The 23681-nt window shown below is 50.0% G+C and carries 12 protein-coding genes; 4 read left to right on the top strand and 8 right to left on the bottom strand.

Features of this window, described 5'->3' with window-relative positions:
• Positions 1 to 53 precede the first annotated feature (53 nt).
• Complete coding sequence (locus FYJ53_RS11855; RefSeq protein ID WP_148428468.1) at positions 54 to 8606, bottom strand: InlB B-repeat-containing protein; 8553 nt, start codon at positions 8604 to 8606, stop codon at positions 54 to 56.
• Positions 8607 to 8848: 242 nt separating this feature from the next.
• On the opposite strand from FYJ53_RS11855, the gene FYJ53_RS11850 reads away from it, so the two are divergent.
• A complete protein-coding gene (locus FYJ53_RS11850) occupies positions 8849 to 9088 on the top strand; it encodes an RNA polymerase sigma factor (RefSeq protein WP_154557351.1) in 240 nt (79 codons plus the stop codon).
• Positions 9085 to 9966 (top strand): RNA polymerase sigma factor, encoded by an 882-nt coding sequence (locus FYJ53_RS11845; protein WP_154557350.1) that lies wholly within the window; start codon positions 9085 to 9087, stop codon positions 9964 to 9966. Before FYJ53_RS11850 ends, FYJ53_RS11845 begins: the two co-directional genes overlap by 4 nt.
• 67 nt (positions 9967 to 10033) lie before the next feature.
• Here the strand turns inward: FYJ53_RS11845 and FYJ53_RS11840 are convergent, their stop codons facing one another.
• Positions 10034 to 16801 (bottom strand): InlB B-repeat-containing protein, encoded by a 6768-nt coding sequence (locus FYJ53_RS11840; protein ID WP_148428464.1) that lies wholly within the window; start codon positions 16799 to 16801, stop codon positions 10034 to 10036.
• Between the two features lie 244 nt (positions 16802 to 17045).
• Here FYJ53_RS11840 and FYJ53_RS11835 point away from each other — a divergent pair, with 244 nt between their 5' ends.
• Entirely contained in the window at positions 17046 to 18095 is a 1050-nt protein-coding gene (locus FYJ53_RS11835; RefSeq protein ID WP_148428462.1) for an RNA polymerase sigma factor, read from the top strand.
• A 100-nt stretch (positions 18096 to 18195) separates the two neighbouring features.
• On the opposite strand, the gene FYJ53_RS11830 is transcribed toward FYJ53_RS11835, so the two are convergent.
• From FYJ53_RS11830 to FYJ53_RS11815, 4 genes are read right to left on the bottom strand one after another with little or no spacing between them, the layout of a single operon-like run.
• Positions 18196 to 19419: an FAD-dependent oxidoreductase gene (locus FYJ53_RS11830; RefSeq protein WP_013378394.1), complete on the bottom strand. Its 1224-nt coding sequence runs from the start codon at positions 19417 to 19419 to the stop codon at positions 18196 to 18198.
• Between the two features lie 25 nt (positions 19420 to 19444).
• Positions 19445 to 19993, bottom strand: coding sequence for a YeeE/YedE thiosulfate transporter family protein (locus tag FYJ53_RS11825; RefSeq protein ID WP_148428460.1), 549 nt, complete (start codon positions 19991 to 19993; stop codon positions 19445 to 19447).
• A 26-nt stretch (positions 19994 to 20019) separates the two neighbouring features.
• Positions 20020 to 20247 carry a sulfurtransferase TusA family protein gene (locus FYJ53_RS11820; protein WP_013378392.1) on the bottom strand — a complete coding sequence of 76 codons (228 nt, stop codon included), beginning with the start codon at positions 20245 to 20247 and terminating at the stop codon, positions 20020 to 20022.
• Between the two features lie 42 nt (positions 20248 to 20289).
• A complete protein-coding gene (locus tag FYJ53_RS11815; RefSeq protein ID WP_013378391.1) occupies positions 20290 to 20973 on the bottom strand; it encodes a YeeE/YedE thiosulfate transporter family protein in 684 nt (227 codons plus the stop codon).
• A 178-nt stretch (positions 20974 to 21151) separates the two neighbouring features.
• Between FYJ53_RS11815 and FYJ53_RS11810 the strand changes: the two genes are divergently transcribed.
• The gene (locus tag FYJ53_RS11810; RefSeq protein WP_013378390.1) at positions 21152 to 22051 is read left to right on the top strand and encodes a LysR family transcriptional regulator; all 900 of its coding nucleotides are present in this window, start codon (positions 21152 to 21154) and stop codon (positions 22049 to 22051) included.
• Here the strand turns inward: FYJ53_RS11810 and FYJ53_RS11805 are convergent.
• Together FYJ53_RS11805 and FYJ53_RS11800 are read right to left on the bottom strand one after the other, a co-directional pair.
• Complete coding sequence (locus tag FYJ53_RS11805) at positions 22041 to 22256, bottom strand: sulfurtransferase TusA family protein (RefSeq protein WP_148428458.1); 216 nt, start codon at positions 22254 to 22256, stop codon at positions 22041 to 22043. The genes FYJ53_RS11810 and FYJ53_RS11805 overlap by 11 nt on opposite strands.
• Positions 22257 to 22308: 52 nt before the next feature.
• A complete protein-coding gene (locus FYJ53_RS11800) occupies positions 22309 to 23589 on the bottom strand; it encodes an S-methyl-5-thioribose kinase (RefSeq protein WP_148428456.1) in 1281 nt (426 codons plus the stop codon).
• Between the last annotated feature and the right edge of the window lie 92 nt (positions 23590 to 23681).

Raw genomic sequence — 23681 nt, 5'->3', positions numbered from 1 at the left:
AAAAACGCCCCTCTAGACGCTGCCAGCTGGCAGCCGTCCAAAGGGGACGTTTTTTATTGTGTCTTATCTTCCTTTTCTTTTTTCTCTCCCAACATCATTACCATCAGTGCTTCCATCAGAAGCAGTATCAGGAAAAGGGGAGACCACTTATCAAAAAAGGTGAATTTCAAAATCAGCGGTTGTGTGGCAAAGAACAGGATAACCGCAGTAAGCGAGGCAATGACGCCATAGCCCCGTACCTGTTTTTTAAACAGGAAGGACGCCAGAGTCAGCACAATCACACCAGAGGTCGCAAACAGGTCAAGGAGTGATAATGCGCTGGCGCTGTCTTTTAAACCAAACAATTTCTGAAGCAGGGGCTGCCAGCTGTTTTCCTGCGCCGCACGGTCTCTGATTCCGGTAACCGGCGCAATGCTGCTCATGGTCACCTGCGTTGTTTTTTCAAACATTGAAGCCGGTTCATTATTTACAGCTCCGCCGTTATGCTGCCCGCTGTCATGATTTCCCTGTCCGTCTCCGTCGGGATACCCCGGCGTAACAGCGCTTTCGTCAGATGGGGGATCGGCTTTTTTAAAGGAAACCCGGATATCCTGGCTTTTTTCCACTTGCTTAAAGTCCATTCCATTTTTCCCAATGAGGTCTGGGCGTTCTTCGCCGTTTACCCAGACCATCTCAACCACGTATCCCTCTGCTGGTGTCCAGCGGACAGCGGCATCCTCTCCTTTTTCGATTGTCATACTGCTGCTGATGGTTCCAAGTCCGCCCTTGATCCCTGTTGTTATCTGAACCTGCTCGTCTGGGGAGGGCACCATGCCGTCTTCTTTTTCAAAAATAACATTGACGGTATGGTCTTTTCCAATATCGTCAAAGGTGATTTCACCTTTTTGAGTGAGCTGTGGCTGCACCACGCCGTCAATCTCTACCCGGACTGCTTTCCAGCCTTTTTCAGGCTTCCAGGCCACTGTGTGGCTGCTGCCTTTTTCCAGGCTGGCTGTAGGTGTGATGCTGCCCTGTCCCTCAATGGAGGTGCCGATCACATAAAAATCTTTCTGTGTTTCTCCGCCGCTTTGGGCTGGAGTATAGATTACTGTAATCTGGTGGTCCTCTGTGACGTTGTCAAAGGTGATACTGTCTTTATCTCTGAGATCATCACGGACAACGCCATCTACAATAACAGTGCCGACCTCCTGGCCTTCGCCGGGATGCCAGTGAACCGTATGGCTCTGGCCATCCGGCACAGCCGCGGTACTGTCGATGCTGCCGCTGCCTCCGCCAATGGTGGTGGCGATGGTGTGCTCCTGCTTTTGTCCTCCGCCTTCGCCGTCTTTTTCAAAAATCACCTCTACCTGATGGCTCATCTGAATGTCATTAAAACCCGCTCTGTCCTTATCCACAAGATCTGGCCGCTCAACGCCGTCCACAATCACTCTGGCGACTCTGCAGCCTTCATCCGCTTTCCAGGTAACCTGATGATCTGCTCCTTTATCAACGGTTACGGTCGGGCTTATGACACCTCCGGCATTGCGGAGGGTGGAGATGGTATACTGGTCATCTCCACCGGGAATAACATCAGGATTCCGGCCTTTTTCCTTCAGAATAACCTCAATCCGGTGATTGGCCTGAATGTCTGTAAAATCATAGGCTGTGGCCTCCTTCAAGCTGTCGACAAGGTTTCCGTCAATCCTCACCTCCTGTACCTCATAGCGGCTGCTGTCAATCTTCCATTCGATGTGTTTCTGGCTCCCCGGGGCAATACCCACGATGGACGGGGTAATCTCGCCCTCGCCGTTTCTCACGGCTGTCTCAATGGCGTAATGGGTCTCTGATTCCTCGGGTATTTCGGGGTCACTGCTGCCAGCGTTATTGTTTCCCTTCATGCCAATGGTCACAATGACGTCATAATGGTCATGAATATCCTCCAGGGCCAGACTGCCCTCAGACACAGAAGGGGCGAGGTCCGGCCGTTCTACGCCGTTGACGGTCACGGTCACTTTTTTGACCTCATAGCCATCTGGAATGCCTGTCCATTGAACGGTTGTCCCTTCTCCGGCATCAAACATCCCTGTGCCGCTCACTGTCCCCGGGCCGCCCTCAACACGGCCTGTGACAGTATACATCTGTTCCTCAGAGGGGGGCGCTTCACCTTTTTTAGCGTAAATCACCTTCACCTCATGGTCAGTGGTAATACCGCTGACCGGTACGACCACCTGGTCACCGACAATGCTTGTATCAATTTCGTTTTTTTCTGCCGCGTACACAACCTGCGCCGAGAAAGGATTTTTCACGCTGGCTGTCTGCTGGACGTCCGGGTCTTTATACTCGTGGATGGTCGCACCATCGACCTTGACTTTCCATAAATACCAGCCCTCGTCCGGATGAGCGTTAACCTCATAATCCTGTCCGTAAAACAGGGTGGCAGAGGGCGAGATGCTTCCTTTTCCAGCGACCGCTGTCTGAATATTGTACAGGTTTGGCTTCAGGATAACCTTGACCACCTGATCCTCCTCGATGGCGTTAAATTCCTCAACGCTCATATCCTTGCTATGTTCCTCATCGTTGACGAGCACCTTGTCCACCACATAATAATTGTAATACTCGCCGTCCGGCTCTGCGATTTCGTCTGGAAGCTTCCATTCAACTTTATAGTCGCTGCCCTTCTCAACCACGGCAGAGCTGGTAATCTCACCCGGTCCGCCAACCAGACTAGTAATGATCTGGATCTTTTCTGCGGGATCAGGCTGGGTGCCAGATTCTGCCTTTTTAAAGACAACGTCCACAACATGGTCAGCGTCTGTCTGGTTGAAATCAAAGGAGCCATCTGCCATTTCCTCTGTTGTCAGTATTCTTTCATGATCTGTCCCCTGGTCAATAATAATACGCTCGACGCTGTAAGGCGCCAATGCTGACCAGCTGACAATATGGTCGCTGCCCGGTTTTACCACACTGCTCGGTGTCAGGAAGGTTTTCCCGTTTTCTGAAGGGTCACCTCCGATATGGTTGGTGGTGATGGTATAAAAACCTGGGGTTGTGCTGCCGCCAATAGAGATGTTCTTTTCATAAATCACTTCTACATAATGGTCACTCTGTATCCCCGTGAAGGGAATGGAGCCCTCATCACTGGTCGGATAACTTACACCATCCACGATGACCTGTGTCACGTGGTAATTTTCAGCGGCCTTCCACTCAACCGCGCAGCTGCTCTCCTTGTCTCCTGGAAAGGTCCTGGTGGGGCTCAGTAAGCAGCCATCGCTGCCGCCGGTCTTTTTGGTGTAAACCGTATAAAAAGCGTTCTCTCCGGGCACTGGGCTGCCTTCGGCTTTTTCAAAGGTTACGTAAACCTGATGATCGGCCGCGATGTTCTCAAAGACCACACTTCCGGCTGCTCCGCCGTTCAGCAGATCATCGCGGATCTGCCCGTCGACCATGACTTTACTTACCGCATATCCGTCATCTGGCTTCCAGGCCACAGTTGTGGCAGCGCCTTCCTCAAAGCTTCCGGTACCGCCGGTAATACTGCCGCGGCCGTATTTGGAAGCGGTTATCTCAAAGAGTCTGCTCCAAACTGCTTTCAGGCTGACATCGGACGCGGGCATGGTATCAGGGAAGGTATAAAAGCCGTCCTCCAGACTTCCGTCTGCGCTCACAGGCTTCCAGCCCTTAAAGACATAGCCTGAAGCCGTTGGATTTTGGGGTGGGGTAAGGCGGCCGCCGTAGGGCAGAGTGATCGGTGCAAGCTGCTCTCCGTGGCCGTTCATGTCAAAACGGATGGCCGCGCTGACACGGTCATAGTAGAGCCTCAGCACCAGATGGGTGTTGTCTCCGGTGATGATTCCCTTAACCGGCTGTTTGCCATTTTCATCCCCTTTGCAGTTAAAACCTGTGTAGGTTTTTGGGCTGGCGGTGACCTCTGCTCCGGTGGTTCCCGCCAGATTTTCTGTCTCTGCCAGCGTATAACTGCTGACGTCAAGATTCTGCTGATAATGCTCTACCGTGTAGGGCGTATCCTCGCCGCTGCTCCATTTGGCGTAAAAAGTCTGATCTTTGGCGGCTGTAAAGTTCTGGCTGAAGTCATAGGGCTCGCCGCTCTGGTCCCCGCTGTCCACATACCACCCGGCAAAAACATAGCCGTCCCGTGCCGGGCTGGCGCCTGGTGTTTTATAGGGCTGGTCTGTTGTCTGCTCAATATTCTGAACGGTCTGTCCCGCGCCAAAGCTGCCGCCGTTAGCGTCAAATGCGGCCTTATAGGCATTGGCGCTCCACAGCGCGTAGACATCTGTTTCTTTTTCAGTGATCTTTGTATCCTTGTCAAAATTATTGACGGCCTTATCGGTTGACCAGCCCATGAAGCGGTATCCGCTCCGGGCAGGCTCCTGTGGGTATTGGTTAATCTCGCCCAAAGTCTGCTGGTATTTCACGGCATGAACTTCCTGATATGGTATCTCTCCGCTGTTGATATTCGCGTAGAAACGCACGGTTAACGGCACGTAACGCCAGACCGCGTAATAGGTTATTTCCTTTTCAAAACCTTCATAAATTTTTTCTGTGCCCTTTAGTAGGGCATCTTCAAAATCCTGTTCAAAATCCAGAGGTGACTTTGCGTTTTGTGACCAGCCCATAAATTCAAAACCCTCCCGGGCCGGGTCAGACTGAGGTCTTGTGTACTGCCCGCCGTAACTGACAGTGGTTCTCTCACCAAAATCATCGTCGGTGCCGTCATTCATCTTAAAAGCCAAAGTTCCCGCTGCCTCCCGGAATACAGGATAGACATGCGTATTTGCCGTGACTGCATAGTCCGCGTTCACGCTGGTATCGGCTGTTTCAGCGTCCGGCGCCAATGTCCATCCAATAAATACTTTTCCTTCAGGCGGTGCTGGGCTGTCTGTTGGAAATTGACCGCCGATGGTCTGGCCCGCTGGAATATTTTCAACAGTCCTAAAGGTTTCTGAATTTTCGCCGGCCGCTCTGTGGAAGGTGACATCGTAGACCTTCTCATACTGAGCCTGGAGGTCAAGGATATTGTCATCGCCCACCGACGTGTCGCCAACATGATAGACCGTCTCCGCTGTGACAGCCTCTGTGGTATACTCCCGGTTGATCCATCCGGTAAAATGATATTTCTGGCCTGAACCGTCTGTGTAATACTGATCGTCCGTCATATCCGGCAGAGCAATCTTTTCTCCATAGATACCCGTCTGACTAAGGGTATCCTCGGGCGTGCCGCTGCCCTTTACATAAGCATTGACTGTGTAGGTATTATCCCGCCAAACTGCGTAATATTTTAAAACAGGCTCCTGTCCGTCATAGGTGGTGCCCGCAGTAAAAGCATCGGTAAATTCGCCTTCGGCCGGCCCCTGTGGAGTGAACAGCTTAAGCGGTTCTTCCGACCAGCCTAAAAAGACATGGCTGTTATCCCACAAGGGATCCGCCGGGCGGGTGAGGGCAGCGCCAAAATTCACTGTTCCGCCGGCGCCTGAGATTAAAGCGCCGCCATCGCCTGGTTTGTCCAGGGCGGTATTCTTATTGTCGTAAAATTCACAGCTTCCTGTATCGTAGGCAAAAACCGGATAGACATCAATGGTACTGCTGTTGTCAAAATCAAAATCCTTTAGCGGATTGTCCTCTGCTGTTTTATCGCCATGAGTAATGACTGTATCTTCTGTAAAGTTCCCCTCAAAAACAAGCTGCTTTCCGTCTTTGTAGGGATTGAGCGTGCTCCAACCCATAAATCTTCTGGCAGCGCCGTCAACGGTGCAGGTCTCTCCTGGTGTCAGATCAACTGGAAATACCGCTGCGCCTTTCTGGGCAATGGCCGTGCCGTAGGGAATATCCGCCACATTTTTTTCCGCCATCGCCGAGCCGTCCGGCAGGGTGATTTCCTTGCCGTTTTCCATGGAATTAAATTTCACGGCATAGTTTTTCGGCTGCCACAGAGCATAGACATTCAGGGTTTCAACGTTGGGGAGAGCTGTTTCATCGGTAAAATCCGCAGTGCTGGCAGTCTTGTCCACCGACCAGCCCTCAAAGGTATAGCCTGTGCGGTCCGGGTCTGCGGGCATCTCCATATTTTTACCCTTTAATGTCTCACCGACCAGCATCTGGACGGCTGAGCCGCCCTCTGGCCGGACAGCGTAGCTCTCCGCTGTGTCATCGTGGATACCGTCGTTCCATTTAAATTGAACAGTCAGCGGGTCACGCACGATGACGCGTTTGCTGTTAGTTAATTGGGCAGTATTTCCCGTTTCAATGGTCCAGGTATATTTAATGGTGTAGGTTCCTTTATCCTCTGCGGTAAAGGTTCCGCCTGCGAATAAATCTTTGTAGTGCTGCTGCTGTTCCGTTGTGCCGGTGCGCAGCAGATCTTCCGACAGGGTGCCGTCAGGATTTTCTCTGAAGATTTCCACCTTGACATTGCCATTCTTTCCTGAAACAGTGACATCTGGACTATAGGTCGTATCATTCAATGGATAATTGATGGGATTTATTTGTACTCCAGTCGCCAGCTGCGCTGCCGTGGCGTAGACAAGGCTGACGCCCGGCCGGTGGTCGTAGGTATTTTTCCCCGCGATATTCGGGTACAGGTAGGTATCCTTGCCTGCGTCCAGGCTGCCCTGGCCGCCGCTCAGGGAGAGCACCGAGGTGGGGACAATCCGCAGCGACCGACGGCCGATCACGGTTTTTCCTCCCTCGGCATAAGGCACCTCGACATCTGCCCAGCCGATACCCGGCGCCATATTGGTCACCTGATCGTCATTCGGAGTGTTCAGGGCATTGGTGCGCCCGACGGTCAGAACCTGCGTATCTTTGACAATATCACTCTTGATATCCCGGGCTGTCCAGTTAATCTTAAAGCTGCTGCCCTTTGCCATGGCGTCATTGCTGAGGGGAAAGAGCTCAGTAATCTCCCGGACGGTGTCATAGTCTATCGGATTTTCTGCCGTGGTGTTATCCCGCATAAAGGCCGTGGTGACTGACGCCGCCGAGTAGGCCTTGGCAGTAAGCTTGTCCTCCTCGCTGGTAAAGCCGTCAGCTTCGGTGAAGGCTTTGAGCTGAGGGTAGAGACCCTCAGAGGGGGAGCAGACGTCACCATTAATCTGCGAGGCGGTGTCTGCCATATCTTTTGTTGTGAGGCCGGTGATTCCATCAAAAGTAGTATTTACTGTTCCCACAGCCCGCTCCCGCATGGCGGAGGTCTGTTTGTCGTAGTAGCAGCGGTTAAATTCAGCATTGACATTCGACTTTTGTCCGATGAATCCACCGATGATATTGTTAAAACCTTCCGTCGTTGTGGTGAGTGTGCCAACTTCCCCGGCAGAGAAACAATTGATAAAAGATGCGTTTGTCGTAGGCGATTCAATCTGGCCAATAAACCCGCCTTGTGCACTGGCGGCATTTTGCATACCGACCATGGCGGTACTGTAGCAGTTTTCAAAAATATAATTATGAGTCTCACTATTTACAGCTGATCCTGTCCCCGCAACAAAGCCTCCCAAAACCGAACCGCCCTCAATGCGTCCTGATGAAAAGCAGTTGATAAATTGAGATGTGTGGCTCCTTTCTCTATAAGGCGGCGCGTAGTAACTGTCCTCAGGATGCCCCACAAACGCACCGGTTGTACTATTGGCGTATGCCCGCACATTGGTAAAGCAATCTTTTATAATATAGTTACCGGCACAGGATGTGAAAGCGCCAGAATGTGTGTTTGTTCGAACGGTTCCGTCTATGGCGTAGCAGTTTTCAACAAAGCCGCTGATGGGCCCAAAGATATTGCCAGAACAACCGCTTCCATTCACATAAACGTTCTTTGTGTGGCAGTTTGAAGCGTAAACTCGGCCATAACTCCCAGATGGACGGTAATAGAAAGCTCCAATTAATCCGCCTCCAAACCCACCGGACTGAATTAAGGCATGCTCCAGCCTAACCCCTTCCATGGAAATATAAGTACTAGAACCACGAGATGCACCTGTAAATAACCCGCTTTGCATCCGGGCAGATACCACCTTAATCTCTTTCGCGATAATCGGCTGAGTCCATGTACCAATCAAGCCACCATCAGTGGTATTTAAATTATAAATGGTGTGTCCGTTGCCGTCCATAAAAACTTTATTACTTAAATTAGCTGTCGACCATGTCCGGCTCTCCCGGCCGTTCATATCCAAATCGTTCATCAGCCTGAAGCTTTTCTGATTTGTAATGGCCCAGCGCAGCTGCTCTGGAAAATAGATTTCGTAGTACTGTACCTCTGCCGTTTCTTCTACAGGCAGCGTAAGCGTACTGTCTGCCGCTACATTGATTGCTTTATAGCGGACAGTCTCCGCTGAACCTGGCTTGGGTTTTACAAAAGCATCCGTTTTCGGATCTCCTGTATCTTTATTCGAAGCCGCATTATTACCACTCCATTTAGGGACATCTATCCCTGTTTCGGTCCATCCCTTATTGCCGTAGCTTTCAAACTCCGCTACATCGCTGGCCCAGTTATCGGCTGCCGCTGCCTGGGCGGTTCCCGGCTCCAGGGCAGAGCCCAGCCCGGCGGGCAGGCTCACAACAGCCATAATCATCGTCAGCGCCATGACCATGATCTGTTTGCCAAATTTCTTTTTACCTCTCATCCTTACTCCTCCGTCATATAAAATCAATGTTAAAGCCCCTGCGCTGGAAATTTTAGCCGAGCTCAGGCGCTGATTCTTTTAAACCGCTCATAAGACGCACAGGCTTTTCAAAAAGGTTCATTTTTTTTGGATTCTTAAGAAAATTTTTTGTCCTTTATGACAGGGCTTTCTGTTTTTAAACTTGACAAGCCTGCCGGATTAGCTTACAGTTGAGTAAGATAAGGTAAAAAGGAAGGTTTTTAATGAAAAATTTAGATTACGAGCAGCTTGGCGCGCTGGTTGTAAGCATTCAAAAGGGAAATAAAGCAGCTTTTGAAAAGCTTTACCGATTAACCTATGAATCTCAGTATTTTATGGCTTTGCAGATTATGGAAGATCCCTATCTGGCAGAGGACGTTATTCAGGATGTGTATATAAAGCTCTTAATCAGTGTCGATACCATCCGGAAACCCGGAATGCGATCTCTTACCTCAATCGGATGACCTACAATACCTGTATCTCGTACAAACGAAAGCAGTACTATATTGTAGAAAAACCGTCAGAGGACAGCTATTTGGATTCGGTCAGTGACACGCACATGTATTACCCCGAACCGGCAGAAAGGCTTATGGACCGGGAAAATAATCAGGAGCTTCTGGGGTTTCTGTCCCTTCTTCCAGACCGCGACAGAGCCATTTTCATTCTGCGCTACCGAGAGGATATGAAGCTCAAAGACATCGCCCTTTCTCTGGACTGCTCACTGAGCACGGTCAAACGGCGGCTGAAAAAAATCCATCAGCTCTTTATCGAAAAGCTGGGGAAGGAGCACAGATCGGCTTTTTTTCTTGTGCCCGCACTCAAAGCCTCAGCTTCCGGCTTTGCTTTTGAAACCCCGGGCGTTTCCGGCCTTTTGAGTAAAATTATGTCTCGGCCGGGGAGCGGCGCGGCTTCACTGAATACAGACAGCTTCCAGAGCTTTGTGAGCACTGCCGAGCGTATACAAAAACAGCAGCACCTAAAATGGCTTCTCCCGCCCGCCTTTGCCCTTGTATCTGCATTACTGCTTCTGCCCGCTGCCCTGAACACCCGGCTGGCCCCGGCGGCAGAAGCGATAGCAGCACCCGACACAACAGTGCCGGAGCTGCTTTCCTATGAAGCCAGCCCTCCAGTCCTTTCAGCTAACCTTTATGATGAAGGCTCAGGTGTTAATTTTGCGTCCATCTACGCTGTTACCAGTCAGGGGGAAGTTCTCTATCCTGACAGCACAGCCCCGGAGAAGAGCTGTGTTACCTTTACGCTGCCAGAGCATCCAGGTCAGCTGGAGGTTTACATTTCAGATCATGCCGGAAACCTCGGACGGTCCATTGTAATAATCGAGTAAAATAAAACGCCCGTTTCAGCCTGTGGTAAATACACAGTGCCAAAACAGGCGTTGTTTTTATGAAAATTTATTCAATTTCTTCTTCCGGATCATTCTCCTTTTCTTTAGAATGCCGCCGGGCCGCCAATTGACAGACGATCAAGGCGAGAAATAGAATACTCCAGCCGTCAAATATCACAAAGCGCAAAATCAGAGGCTGGGTCAGTAAGAATAGCAGTAAAGACGCAACGGCAGCAATCACTGCCACCATTCCTGCTTTTCGCTTTCTTCTGAACACAAGCACTTCCGCTGCCATCGCGGACGACAGAGCTGTCAAAATCAAATCTGCCAGCGCCATTCTGTCACTTCTGAGAGGACATCCGCTGTTCAGAAGCCTTGCCAGCAGGGCAGACCTGCCGGTTCCGCTGCTCCGCAGCCCTGTATTGGGCGCAAAGCCGCTCAGAACAACATTTTTTCCTGAAAGGCTTTCCTCCGAAGGGCTTTCTTCTTTTTCTGTTGTACTTTTATCCGGATACATGGGCTTTATGGATCCATCCTGCTTATTTCCTTCTTCCGGTTTATTCCCATCCTCAGGTGTTCCCTCCGTCTCTGGAGGAACATTGTTCTCGATGGATTCAAAAAATATTTCTATTTCCTGGTCTTCTGTAATTTTTTCCATCTCAAAGCCTGTTTTGTTTAACAGGTCGGGGCGTGCTGTTCCGTTAACCTGTATTTTTCCAACACGCCAGCCTTCTTCGGGCTGCCAGTTAACCGTATAGCTTTCACCCTTCAAAATAACCGCGGACGCGCTCACTTTTCCAGAACCTCCGGTAACAGTCACGCGGACCGTACAGGTTTCCACAGGAATTACCGGCGCATCGTCTTTTTCAAAAATCACCTGCACCTGGTGGTTTCCTGAAAGCTGGTTAAAGACAATTTTTCCCACTTTAATGAACTCTGGACGGCTCACACCGTCGATTTCTACGCGCGCTACCTTATAGCCGGGGTCTGGGGCAAAAACAACCTCATGGTCTGAGCCCGCCTTGATGGCCGTGGTGGGCGTGATACTGCCGTTTCCCTGTCTATGGGTTTCAACCACATAGTTTTCAGGGGTAATGCTTCCGCTGTCCTTTTGAAAAATAACAGTCACCGTATGATTTCTGTCTATTTTTTCAAAAGTCAGGCTTCCCTCTGACCCCAGCTTCTGCAAATCACCCCGTACTGTACCATCGACAATGACCGTGGATACCTCGTAGCCTTCATTGGCTTTCCAGTGTACCACTGCGTCGCCGCCTTCCTGTACGGTCACTGCAGGGTCGATACCGCCGCCGCCTCTGGCGGCTGTGCTGACTGTAAACTGGCCCTTTTCAGGCTCCTTTTGCTCAATAACGCCCAAAACAATTTCGATGCGGTGATCTGCCTGAATATCGTCAAACGCGTATTCAAAGCTGGCAGCCAGCTCTGGATGGCTGACGCCGTCGACGTTGACCGCTTTCACCTCATAAAGCAGAGCGTCATAGCTCCACTGCACCGGCACTGAGGAGCCGGCCGCCAGATGGTACTGCGACGGGGTGATGTCTGCCCCCGCGGCGCCAGTAATGACTGTCTGAATATTATGGTACACAGGCGCCTCGCCGCCAGATGGGTCATCTGTCTCAAGGTCGCCGTGTTTTAATACCACTGTGATATCGTAAGCATCGCAGATATCACTGAGAACTAGGCTGTTATCCTGTACCGCTGCTGAGAGGTCATTTCTTAAAACACCATTTACCCGGATATCCACACGGTCAACGACAAAGCCTGGATCCGGGCTCCAGTTAATCTGGATACCTTCTCCTCTGGCAACAGCACCTCCCGGCGTAATTGTGCCTGTGCCGCCTTCAATATGTGTTGAAACGTGAAACAAATCCTCTGCTGGCGTTTCAATCTCACCTTCTTTTACAAACGTCACCTTAACCTGATGATCTTCAACAATGCCCTCAAAGGGTATGACAATATTTTGATTTTCATCAACAGTAACCTGATGTTCTGCCGGGTCGGCCAGAGTGCTCATGAGCATGGCATTTTGCGGGATAGCCGGATCTGTAAACTCTCCTGCTACCTCGCCGTCAAGCTCTACCCGCCGCAGATACCAGCCCTGGGCCGGCGCTGCCTTAACGGTGTAGCTGTCTTTATAAAAAACGGTTTTGGACGGATCAATGCTGCCCTGTCCCACTCTGCTGGTCTCAACCACGCGCAGGTTTGGCTTGAGCTTTACTTCCACCCGGCTGTCCTGCTGGATGTTTTCAAAAAATGTTTCCTCTTTGCCCAGGTCCTGGGGCGCGCCGTTGATCTTGATTTCCTCCACAACATAACGCTCATCCTCCGGCCCTTTCCACTCAACCTTGTACTGGTCGCCTTCCTCTACCACTGCCGAGCCGGTAATCACACCTGGCCCTCCGGTGAGTGCTGTCTCAATTTTGTACTGCTTTTTATCCGGGTCATCCGGTTTTTCCGGATAGTCAAAGACAACATCCACGGTATGATCCTTTGAAATGTTGTCAAAACGCCACTGGCCGGCCGCGATTTCATCGGCGGTCAGCGTCCGCTCATCCGGGGTTCCCTTGTCGATGACCACTGTCTTTACAAGATAGCCGCTGTCTGGTGCTGCGGACCACTCGACCACTGGACTGGTGTTTTTGACCACCACAGCGGTGGGGGTGAGGGCAGTGGCGCCGCCTGAAACATCACCGCCGGTCTGGCGGGTAGTAACGGTCCAGAAGCCTGGTGTTGACCCGGCGTCCAGCTCTGGCGCTGCCGCTTCAAACACAACGATGACCTCATGGTCGCTTCCGATCTGGTTAAAATCAATTTTGCCCGAATCGCTCACTGGATGCGCCACACCGTCCACCGTGATGCTCGCAACGCGGTAACCGTCGGCGGCTTTCCATTCAACCTGATAATTTTTCCCTTCCTCAACCGTCGCTGTTTTTGTAAGCGTGGACAGGTCTCCGCCGCCGGTTTTCGTTGTGGCCACAGTATACCACGGCTTTTCAGGGCTGCTTCCGCTGTCCTTATCAAAGGCAACATAGACCTGGTGATTTTCGTGAATATCCTTAAAGGCAATATCGCCGCCTCTTCCGCTGTTCAGCAGGTCATCCCGCACAACGCCGTCAATCATAACCCGGGTCGTTTTATAGCCGCTGTCCGGCTGCCAGCTGACCACTGTGTTCTCTCCAGCCGGGTAAATACCAAGCCCGTTAGTAAAGCTTCCGTGGCCGTATTTACTTCCCGAAATGGTGTAGACCCTCTGATTATAAGTTCCTGTGATCACACCGTGATCCTCTTTTAAATCTCCTGGATTAAAAACAGTCTGGTTATTTACCGGATTACCGTCAGCATCGACATAACCGGTAAATTCCCATTTCTGGCCGCTTTCATCTGTCCAGTACTGGGGCGGTGAAGGCAGGCGGTCGCCAAGGGGTGTGCTGTATGGCACATCCTCGACAACCCTGTCAGGCTTTGACGGATCTTTTGCGTCCGGGGTTAAAAACACATCCAGGCTGTAGGGATCTTTAGACCAACAGGCATAATAGGTCTCATCGCTCCCGACCACTGGATTTTCCGGAAGCTTCTCTGTACCTTCAGGACTCCTGAACCATCCAGTAAAAGTATAGCCCTCCCGCACAGGCGGTTTTAGCTGCTCATCACTCAAAACGCTGCCGTAGGCGATATTTTCCAGCAGGCTTTCATTGTCTGTTCCGTCATTATGCTTCAGTGTAACTGTAAAGGTCTTGATGCGCCATACGGCGTAGTAGTCCTTGGTTTGATCAAAGGTTCCGTTCTCAGTATATTCGCTGTCAAAGGCTTCGTCCGGTTTTAATACTGGCTTCTGTTCACTGCTGTATCCCACAAAAATATGTCCGGGGCGCTCTCCTGCGTCCGGCGGGGGAAGCAGGGCGGCGCCGTACTGGTAGGTGACTGCACCGCCAATCTGCGGCCCCTTACCATCGTTATCGGGACTTCCGTCATTTTTATAAAAGCTCAATATGCCTTCAGAGGGCCGGTAAACCGGATACACCTGGATGGTTCCGTTGTTCTCCGTCTCACCCACAAGGGTCTCGTCAATGACGGTATCGCCCTTCAGTGAGGGCACCGCGCCGGGGTTGTCTGCCGGATTTTCTGTGCTCCAGCCCGCAAACACATAGCCCTCCTGTTCTGGAGCCTGCGGCATACTGTCGCCCAGAGCTTCACCGTAGGTTCCGCTCACTGTGACGGACGGGGCTTCTCCTGGCATATTAAACTCGAAATTATAGCTGTATGGTTTCCACAGGGCATAGACCAGCACATCACTTTCCATGACCGTATCTTTTTTAAACGCCACAGTGTTATTTTTTTCCTTGGTGTAGTCTGCCTCGGTAGCGTCTGGACGGGTTGACCAGCCGATAAAGCGGTAGCCCTTACGCGATGGATCCTGCGGCATTTTATCGCCAATGGCATCGCCCACCTTCAGGGTATCCTCTGGCGGCTTCAGTTCTGCGTAGGTGCTGCTGTTTTCACCGCTTTCCTCTGTGTGAATACTGTCATTCCATTTAAAAACAGCTGTGAGTCCATCACGCACAGTAACCTTTTTACTGTTTTTAAGAATCATATCCGGATCGGTGTCATTGACCTGCCAGGAATAGGTAAGGGTATAAACGCCCTTATCCGCTTCGGTAAAAGCTGTAATGCCGTTAAACAAATCGGAATAATATTGGGCATTACCGCCTGTAAGAAGATCCTCGCTCTGGGTGCCGTCGGGAAGGGTTTTTGTAATGACCACGCTGATTTTCCCAGTCACTTCCTGTCCGCCGTACTGGATCACCACCGGCTGGTCTTTATAGCCGTTACCCTCAGGATAGGGGTAGGAGGGGAGTGTGGCCGGGTTTTTGCTCAGGGTCGCCGCGTCGGTCTTGGCCAGCTTGACGCCGTCAACATGGTCGTACAGCGTTTCCTCGCCGGTCAGAGATGGGTAGAGCACTGCGTCCTTTCCTGCTCCCAGACTTGAATCACCCTCCTGATCCAGCGACAGGATCACTGTAGGTACAAAGCGTACGGCATGATTTCCTGAATACCACTTTCCGTTCTCGTAAAGGTCTGCTTCGATTCTGGCCCAGCCGATGCCCGGCGTCATATTTGAAACATGATCCTTTGAGCCGCTGTCTGAAATGGTGAGAATGTCACTGCCAAAGGGCCCCACGATGTTGTCGGGGTGGGCGGAGTCCTGCTCCCAGGTGAAATGCACCAGGCCATTTTCTCCCTCGCCGGTGTTCTCATCATTGGTCATGGGGAACAGGTCAGTGATTTCCCGCACCGTATCATAGTTCTTGCTGTTGGGATCACCATCGGTCTGGTCTCTCAGAAACGCAGTCGCCACAGATGCCTGAGAATAAACCTTAGCAGTGGCGATATCATCCGGATCGGTGAAGGCCGAGCCTGTGGAGAATACCTTGAGCTGTGGGTAACGCCCTTCCTGAAAATCCCAGACTTCCGGGTCAAAGCCAGACAGCTCGACACCTGTCATGTTCTTGGTGGTTAAACCCTTAACTTCTGCGGTTCCACCGCCAAACTCACGGCGTGCGCTTGTCTGTTTATCGTAGTAGCAATTTGTAAAGCTGCGGCTGTTAGCGCCTATAAAGCCGCCTATATTGCTATAGGAATTATTAGATGTTGTCAATGCTCCGACTTCACCCACAGCGTAACAATTTGAAAATACAGCTGCTGTCCCATCGCTATACCCGGCAAAACCGCCATAATTACTTCCAGCCTCGTTGATAACCATGGCACTTGAATAGCAATTTTTAAATTGCGCGCTGTTGGCATCGCCAATAAATCCGCCAACTTGTGATCCTGTACCAACCACAAATCCCGCAGAGTAACAGTTTTCAAAAACAGATTTTATTCCTTCGCCCTGAAAAGAACCTATTTCAGACGTTCCATACATACTTACATTTGTAAAGACATTTGTAACCTTTACACCTGCGTTTGTGCACCCAACGACACCGCCTGCATGACTAGTGACAACTAGAAGCGAGTCCACCACATAGCTATTTAAGATTTCACCTGTAGCGGCGCCGGCGATTGTTGCCGAATGAGCATTTCCCTTAACCTGGACATTCTTAATATGGCAGCCGGTGATGTTGGAATTATACCCTGAACCCGCAAGGCCCCCCGCAAAGTCGCCGCCTCTTACCACGCCGTTTTCGAGCCCGACGTTTGTCATAACTGACGGAATGGCTTCGGTACTGCCGCTTGTGCTGGCAACAACCCCAACTGCTCCGCTGCCGTATATTTTAAAGGTGTCAAAGGTGATATCCCGGAGCACAGCTCCGAGTCCCAGGTTGACAAAGCCTGTGTTCGCGGACAGATTGTAGATGGTGTGGCCGTTTCCGTTCACCTCGCAGTTTTTCAGTGTCACAATACTCCATAATTTATAATCACCGTTGGCGGTATCGGCTGTGTCATTGGCGGTACCGTCGAAATTTGTTGTTTTAATCTCTCCGCCCATGTCCAGATCACACATGAGCTCGACATTTTTACTGCCGCTCAAGGCCCAGCGCAGCTCCTCCGGTGTCCATATTTCATAGACGGTCGTGCTGCCTTCCTTCAGCCTTGCCACTTTGGCACTGCCGTCCCAACGGGGAACTGCACTGCCGATGGCAGTGTCACCCATACCTGACGTATCCTTTCGACTGATCTTTCGGATACCGTCCTCCCATACCTGCTGTCTTGTCTGGGCCTGGACTTTACGGGGCGTTAATGTTCCGATAAGGCCCAGAGCCAGCACAAACGCCATGACAAAGCACATGAAGCGTCTGATCTCTTTTCGCTGTTGCATTTTCTTTTTACCTCTCTCTTTCACTATTATAAAATATTTTAACGAAGCCCGCCATCTTAAATTTCAAGCCTCGGAATTCAGGGATTTTATTAGAGTAAGACGCAGTACGTATATAAAGGGGTCATCTTTTTTGAAAAATTTTTTAAAGTTTAAGAAAAGTCTGAATTTGAGATTCTCAATTGACATTCTTTTGCATATTTAGTACATTTAGATATGAACTACTCAAACTGAAGGTGACAGAATAATGGAAATTTTTGATTATAAACGCCATGAGCCCATCGTGTCACGGGCCATAGCAGGAGATTCCGAGGCATTTTCGGAGCTTTACCGCCTGACATGGCGGCGGCAGTACGTCATTGTCAAAAAATATTTTAACTCAGATATTTTAGCAGAGGATATCCTTCAGGATATTTATGTCAAGCTGCTTCAGTCTATCTCAACCCTTAAAAACCCTAAAACCTTTATGGCGTTTCTAAATCGGATTACTTATAATACCTGTATTTCCTATTATCGGAAAAAGGAACCTCAAAATGAGCAGCACTGTTCGGATGACACGCTTTTTTTAAATCAACCCGAAATGGATCTTGTCTTTATCCCAGAGGAAAAAGCATTGCGCGATGAACGCTATTCGGCCTTGGCAGAGGCGATGAAAACACTTTCGGCAGATGAACGTTTTCTGCTGTCCATGCGCTATTACCAAAATCATAAGCTCTCAGAAATCGCGGAAATTATGAACTGCTCCCTCAGCACCGTAAAACGCCGATTGAATACCGCGCAGAAAACACTTCATCAATACTTTTCTCAGCGTGGGCTTTACAGCTTTCAAATTGGTCTGCTGCCAGCTATGTTCAAGCTCTCTGAAAGCGCTCTTCCCGAAACGCTGCCTTTTTTATCAGCGCTTCCTGAGGCAACCGCACAGCCCCCGGCAAAAAATATTTCTTCCAAAAAGCGCGGAATTTGGTGGATTCCCGCTGTCTTTGCTGCTGTTATAGGTCTCATTCTGGGCGTATCCAGTCTCAATCCGGAAAATACCGGCTCAATTGAGGATACCGAACCACCTGTTCTCTCAGGCTACTCCTCCAGCGATAAGGAACTCACCTTTACGCTAAAGGACGATCAAAGCGGCATTAACCCAGACAGTGTTTATGGGCTTGACGCCGATGGAAATCAATATTTCCCTGCGCATAAATCGGGCAGCACCTTTGTTTTTGAAATTCCTGACAAAAATCTGACGCTTTTTTCCAGTGATTTTGCTGGAAATCAGAGCAGCGCTGCGCTTACCATATCAGAATAAATTAAAAAAAGCCCCGCCTTTTTCAGCGGGGCTTCTTTATCTAAGTGGTCTAAGTTGGGTGTATTAACGAGTTGGTTTAATCTTGATAATGGATTACGGTCTAATCTACCAGTCCTTCAAGCCCTTCCATGGAGATATTTTGGGTCAGGGTTTTCTGGACTTCGTTGTTTTTGATGTAGAGAACCGCCGGCACTTCGGAGATGCCCAAACGTCTGGCAATGCCGTCGGATTTGTAGATATCCACATTGGTGACGTGGAGATCACCTGCGTGTTTCTCCTGGAAGGCTTCTACGGTGGTCATAAGCTCACGGCATTTGGGGTCTACCGCGTTCCATACATAGACGACGGAGGGTTCGCCATTGTTGAGCACCTGGCTTTCGTAGACTTCCAGCTCTGAGATGTATTTTTCTGCACCATAGCCGGCAATGGCACCGTCGCCTACGGCTGTGGCAACCTGTTTTAAGAATTTATCACGGACATCGCCTGCGGCAAGGACGCCTGGCACATTGGTTTCCATACGTTCGTTGGTAATGAGGTAACCGCCGCGGTTCATATCCAGGATATCCTTAAACCATTCGGTATTGGGGAGATAGCCGATAAAGAGGAAACAGGTATCCACCTTGACGGGGATGGATTCTTCGGTTTTAATATTTTTCAGTACAACGGTATCCAGGTGTTCGTCGCCCTCAAAGCGTTCGGCAACGGTATTCCAGATGAATTCCATCTTTGGGTTTTCCAGAGCCTGGGCCTTGGCGATCTCGTTACAGTCCATTTTGCCTTCCTCGTGCATGACGGAAACGATGACCTTGTCCGCAAACTTGGTCAGGAAGGTGCCTTCCTCGATGGCGGCGTCGCCGCTGCCAATGACCATCACGGTCTTTCCGGTGTTCGCGGCCGCGTCACAGGTCGCGCAGAAGGAAATCCCCTTGTCGTACAGATATTTATCCTCGTTTTCGGCGCCGGTCAGGCGGGGCTTTCCGCCGGTAGCCACAATGACGACCTTGGCTTCAAAGCGGTTTCTGAAGGTTTCAACCACCTTGGTTTCACCGGAGAAATCCACGGAGCGCACATCAGTCAGCTTGAACTTGACGCCGAATTTTTTGGCCTGTTCATGGAATAAATCCATGAGACCCAGGCCGCTCGAGCCTTCTGGAAATCCGGGATAATTTTCAATTTCACTGGTATAGGTGGCGAGGCCGCCCACCAGTGCCTTTTCGATCAGCAGGGTTTTGAGACGGGCGCGCCCGCAGTAGATCCCGGCTGTCAGGCCAGCGGCGCCGCCGCCGATTATTACAACATCATATTTCTCTGTTTTCTTATTCATTCCATACTCCTAAATTGATTACAGATTACATAAAATACTTTGCCAGCAGCTTGCTGCCAATAAAAGCACCAACCATTAAGAAAGCTGCGAAAATCCAACCGGAAAGCGACAGGGAAGCAATTCCGCTGTACAGCGCTCCGATATTACAGCCGTGAGCCATTCTGGCGCCATAGCCCATGAGGAGCCCGCCTAAGACAGCGGCCACTACCTGGCGAATGGACTTGATTTTCTTAATTTTAAACTGTGATGCGTAGAGCGTGGCCAGTAAAGCACCGACGATAATCCCAATATTTCGGATGGAACCTCCGTCGTGCAGGAAGCCTGCGGCCAGGGTATGCTGCGCCTTTTCACTGGCAAAATAAGCCCAGGAGCTCACATCCCCGCCGAAGCCCTGGTAAATCCAGGCGCCCCAGTCCGCAAAGGCACTGGTGACGCCCCAGGCACTGCCGAGGGACGCCAGGTGCGCAATCTGGAAAACAGACAGCAGCACCGCGCCGGCCACATAGGTCAAAGGCTCTTTCATCAATTTTTTATAAAAATCATTCTTACTGAGCTTTTGAAAAAATTCTTTCACAATAACAACCTCCCCCTCATATTGGGTTATTTGGTTTTTTCAATCACAACTTCCCATTCGCCGTCGTCCACTTCTTCGATTTCGACGTTATGGCCCTGAGCGCGCGCCCATTCCGGCACGTTTTTCATCGCGCAGCTGTGGTCAATGGAGACAATCAGCAGGTCCCCTACATTCAGCTTTTCAAGTTCCTTTTCAGTTTTCATCAATGGCACTGGACAGGCTTCACCTAAACAATCTAACGTATATTCACTCATTTTAATTTCTCCTTTTTCTTATAATATTTTTTTGAATTCCAATTAATCCGCTGTTCCCATTTTCTTTTTCTGCCACTGCCTTGCGGCAATATACAAAAGAAGAATGATTAATCCCTGGACGACTAAAGCGCCGAACCATCCAAACACATCTGGTAAAAAGATCTTAGGCGCATTGGTGTTAAAAACACCGTCCCAGAATCCCATGTCGTGAGCGCCCCAGAAGGAACCAACCACAAAGAACACCAAAGCCAGCATCTGCATGGTAAACCCTTCACCGACACGCATCAGCGTTCCAGAGGCGCATCCCCCTGCGATAACCATGCCGATCCCGAAGAATACCGCCCCCAGCGCCAAAGGCAGACTGATGGGTGATACGGAGCTCATTCCCGGTATTTCCTGGCCATTGATGTAAGCGCCATACTTGATGGCTGTAAAACCAATGGTCGTTACCGCGAATGCAATGAGTACCGCCCGGGTCAGTGAGGTGCTCCCGGTAAGGCTTGGGTCACGCACCGACGCAGTAAAGCAGAAGCGCGCCCGCTGAAGGATAAAACCAAAGCAGAGCCCAATAATCCAGTATACTGGCAGCTTCTCGCTTCCCAGTCCAAGATAGACGCCTGCGGCCACGACTAAAATCGTTACCACAATGGCGATGGGTATCTGGTTCTTTTTCGGTTTTCTTGGCGCGCGTGTCCTGGTAGACCGCTGAATCTTTTCTTCTTCCAAATCCTTTCCCCTCCTTTGTTAAAAATCTATCAACTTTTGATGATTCCATTATAGCATCTCATCACTAATTTTAATAACATCGAAAAGCGATTCTGCATAAGAAAAACTGATGATAAAATTTCGTTACCTTGCTCCTGTTCTGTGATATACTGTAATCAATCACAAAGGAGGCGAGAGGATGAATATCGAGTCTTTAAGAATGTTTATCAAAATCGCAGATAACGGAAGCATCACCAAAACCGCGGAGCAGACCTTTATCTCACAGTCGGCCTTAAGCCAGCAGATCAAAACCATGGAACAGCTTTTTAACACCAGCCTCATTGAGCGCAGCAACAAGGGCGTAACGCTGACCTGCAGCGGAAAAACCGTCTATGAATATGCCTTACACCTGACTTCTACCTATGACAGCATGATCCGGGAGCTTCAGGAGAATGAAGAGAGCAACCGTGTGCTCCATATTCTGTCCACGCCAATCATCGCTTCTTATGCTTTGCCCTGCACGCTTTATTATATTAAGAAGAATTTCCCGACCTATTCGCTGGAGATTTCATCCATGGCCAGCCACAGGATCGAGCAGCAGGTCAACTGTGACCAGGGAGACATTGGTTTTATCACGGGCCCGCCGTCGGATCCTTCACTGACAGGGCAAAAAGTTTTTTCAGACGATGTCTTTCTCGTGGCCGGAAGCGATATGAAAATTGAAGACCATATCTTAAAAGAGGATCTCAGCCGCTATCCGCTGCTCACCCTGACCACTGACCAGAAAACAGAACAGCATCTCGAAAAACGCCTCACAGACGAAGGGGTGGATGTCGAAAGCCTGATGATCCTTTTTAAACAGGATTCCATTGAGTCCATTAAGCTTTCCACCATCAACGGCTACGGCATGGCCTTTCTGCCATATATGTGCATAAAAAAAGAGCTGTACCATAAACAGCTCAAAATCATCAGCGTTGAAGGGCTTACCCTGCAGAACGACTACTACATTATTAAGAAAAAGGCTTCGGAGTACCGGGACCGCACGCTCCTGAAGCTGATCTGTTATATTGAAAAGATCCTGGCCGACACTATCTGCTGACCGTGATCTCCCAAACCCCGTTCATAACCTCATCACAGACGCACGCCATCTGCATGCCCGCACAGAATTCCCGGACACTTTTGACCGTGCAGCTGTGGTCTGTGATGAGAAGAATACGCTCACCGGGCTTCATCTTTCGCGTTTCCCGCTGAAGCTTCATGACCGGAACCGGGCACATATCGCCGAGACAATCAATTTTTTTCATGGGTTTCTCCTTATACAAAACCCCCATATGCTTTTCATATGGGGGTTTATGTTTAGTTAATAATCTTTATGAGCTTAAAAAAGTTTTCGGTTATCCGCACAATGGTGTCCACCATGTCGTCGATGCTTCCGATTTCCATGCGGTGCATGATCAGATAGTTGGCGATGGTGAGGGACAGGCGGCAGGCCTCGTTGCGTTTATCCCGGTCCTCAATGGTATCAAAGTCGGGGAGAGGAACAAGACCGCCCACGCGGCTAGTGATCTGGCAACCGGTAAAACCGCAGACCTCCTGAATGAAATTTTTGAGGATGGACTCGCGGAAGTCGTCAAAGTCACGGTAGGTAACCTTTGCGTCCTTTTTCCAGCACTCGGTATAAACCGCATTGTAGGTATGGATAATGTCCCGCATATAGCCGAGAATGGTTTCCCGGAAATCCTTGCAGAAATCATCAGGGTAATCATCCATATAAAACCAGCGGATGTATTCATAGAGCACACTGCCCATGAGATAGCCTGTATCGGAGGATGAAGCCCCCATAAAGGCGTATTCCTGGTCAATGATTTTCATCTTTTTATCGTTTATCATGATGTTGGAGGTGTGCAGATCGCCGTGTACCAGGCATTCGCAGTGCTTCATGTGAATGTCACGCAGCTTGAGCATCTCGGTGCGGAAAGCCCTGCTTTTCCAGGGCGCGTCACCCATGGCCAGCCGTTCGGGATCCGCATTCGGGTCATCATGCGGGTCATGGTCGTCGATGGCGTGCTCATCTTTTAGGAACAGGCCGATCTCAAAAACCAGACGCATACTGGGGTTCAGGAATTTTGCCTGAAGCTCTTTATAGACCGTTGCGTCTAAATAATATTCAGAAGTGTAAAAGTTGGACTTGGCGATAAATTCCCCAATTTTTTTCGGGAATTCGGGGAATTTTTTTCCTTTCATGAGTTCAAAACGCAGGATTTTTAAATCGCTGCAGTCCTCACAGAGGTAAATATGGTTATCCAGGTCTACCTGATAGACCTTTGGAATATATTCGGGTGTAATGGCACCCTTGATGCGCATGACATCCGCCTCCAGCGCGTTGCGGTCCTGTACAAAGGGGCCCACGCCTTCCTCAAAGGCTTTATAATAGGTTTTGGCCTGCTTGACGATCACGGATTTTCCGTTTTCGTCCCAGACACGGTACAGAAAATTGATGAAGCCGTCGCCGTCTTCCTCGCTTTCGCCGATTTCGTACACGCTCAGCCGCGCGTCCGGCGCAAAATAATCTGTACATTCCTTTAAATAGTCCTTAACGGTTTCTTTGTTTATGTCTTTAAAATTTTTACACCCCATGGCAATTCCCCCAAGCTGATACTAAACTTTTACTTATTTATTATATCACTCTGGTGTCACCGGTTAAATGCACTTTTTGTGCTCATAAAGGC

The sequence above is a fragment of the Eubacterium sp. BL-380-WT-2B genome (assembly GCF_009696115.1).
In the GTDB taxonomy this organism is placed as follows: Bacteria; Bacillota; Clostridia; order Eubacteriales; family Eubacteriaceae; genus Eubacterium; species Eubacterium callanderi.
This window is presented reverse-complemented; position numbering and strand designations above follow the sequence as displayed.

Bases quoted from the DNA above. Each gene is read 5' to 3' on its own strand.
- FYJ53_RS11855 (WP_148428468.1), bottom strand. From the start codon at position 8,606: ATGAGAGGTAAAAAGAAATTTGGCAAACAGATCATGGTCATGGCGCTG.
- FYJ53_RS11850 (WP_154557351.1), top strand. From the start codon at position 8,849: ATGAAAAATTTAGATTACGAGCAGCTTGGCGCGCTGGTTGTAAGCATT.
- FYJ53_RS11845 (WP_154557350.1), top strand. From the start codon at position 9,085: ATGACCTACAATACCTGTATCTCGTACAAACGAAAGCAGTACTATATT.
- FYJ53_RS11840 (WP_148428464.1), bottom strand. From the start codon at position 16,801: ATGCAACAGCGAAAAGAGATCAGACGCTTCATGTGCTTTGTCATGGCG.
- FYJ53_RS11835 (WP_148428462.1), top strand. From the start codon at position 17,046: ATGGAAATTTTTGATTATAAACGCCATGAGCCCATCGTGTCACGGGCC.
- FYJ53_RS11830 (WP_013378394.1), bottom strand. From the start codon at position 19,419: ATGAATAAGAAAACAGAGAAATATGATGTTGTAATAATCGGCGGCGGC.
- FYJ53_RS11820 (WP_013378392.1), bottom strand. From the start codon at position 20,247: ATGAGTGAATATACGTTAGATTGTTTAGGTGAAGCCTGTCCAGTGCCA.
- FYJ53_RS11810 (WP_013378390.1), top strand. From the start codon at position 21,152: ATGAATATCGAGTCTTTAAGAATGTTTATCAAAATCGCAGATAACGGA.
- FYJ53_RS11805 (WP_148428458.1), bottom strand. From the start codon at position 22,256: ATGAAAAAAATTGATTGTCTCGGCGATATGTGCCCGGTTCCGGTCATG.
- FYJ53_RS11800 (WP_148428456.1), bottom strand. From the start codon at position 23,589: ATGGGGTGTAAAAATTTTAAAGACATAAACAAAGAAACCGTTAAGGAC.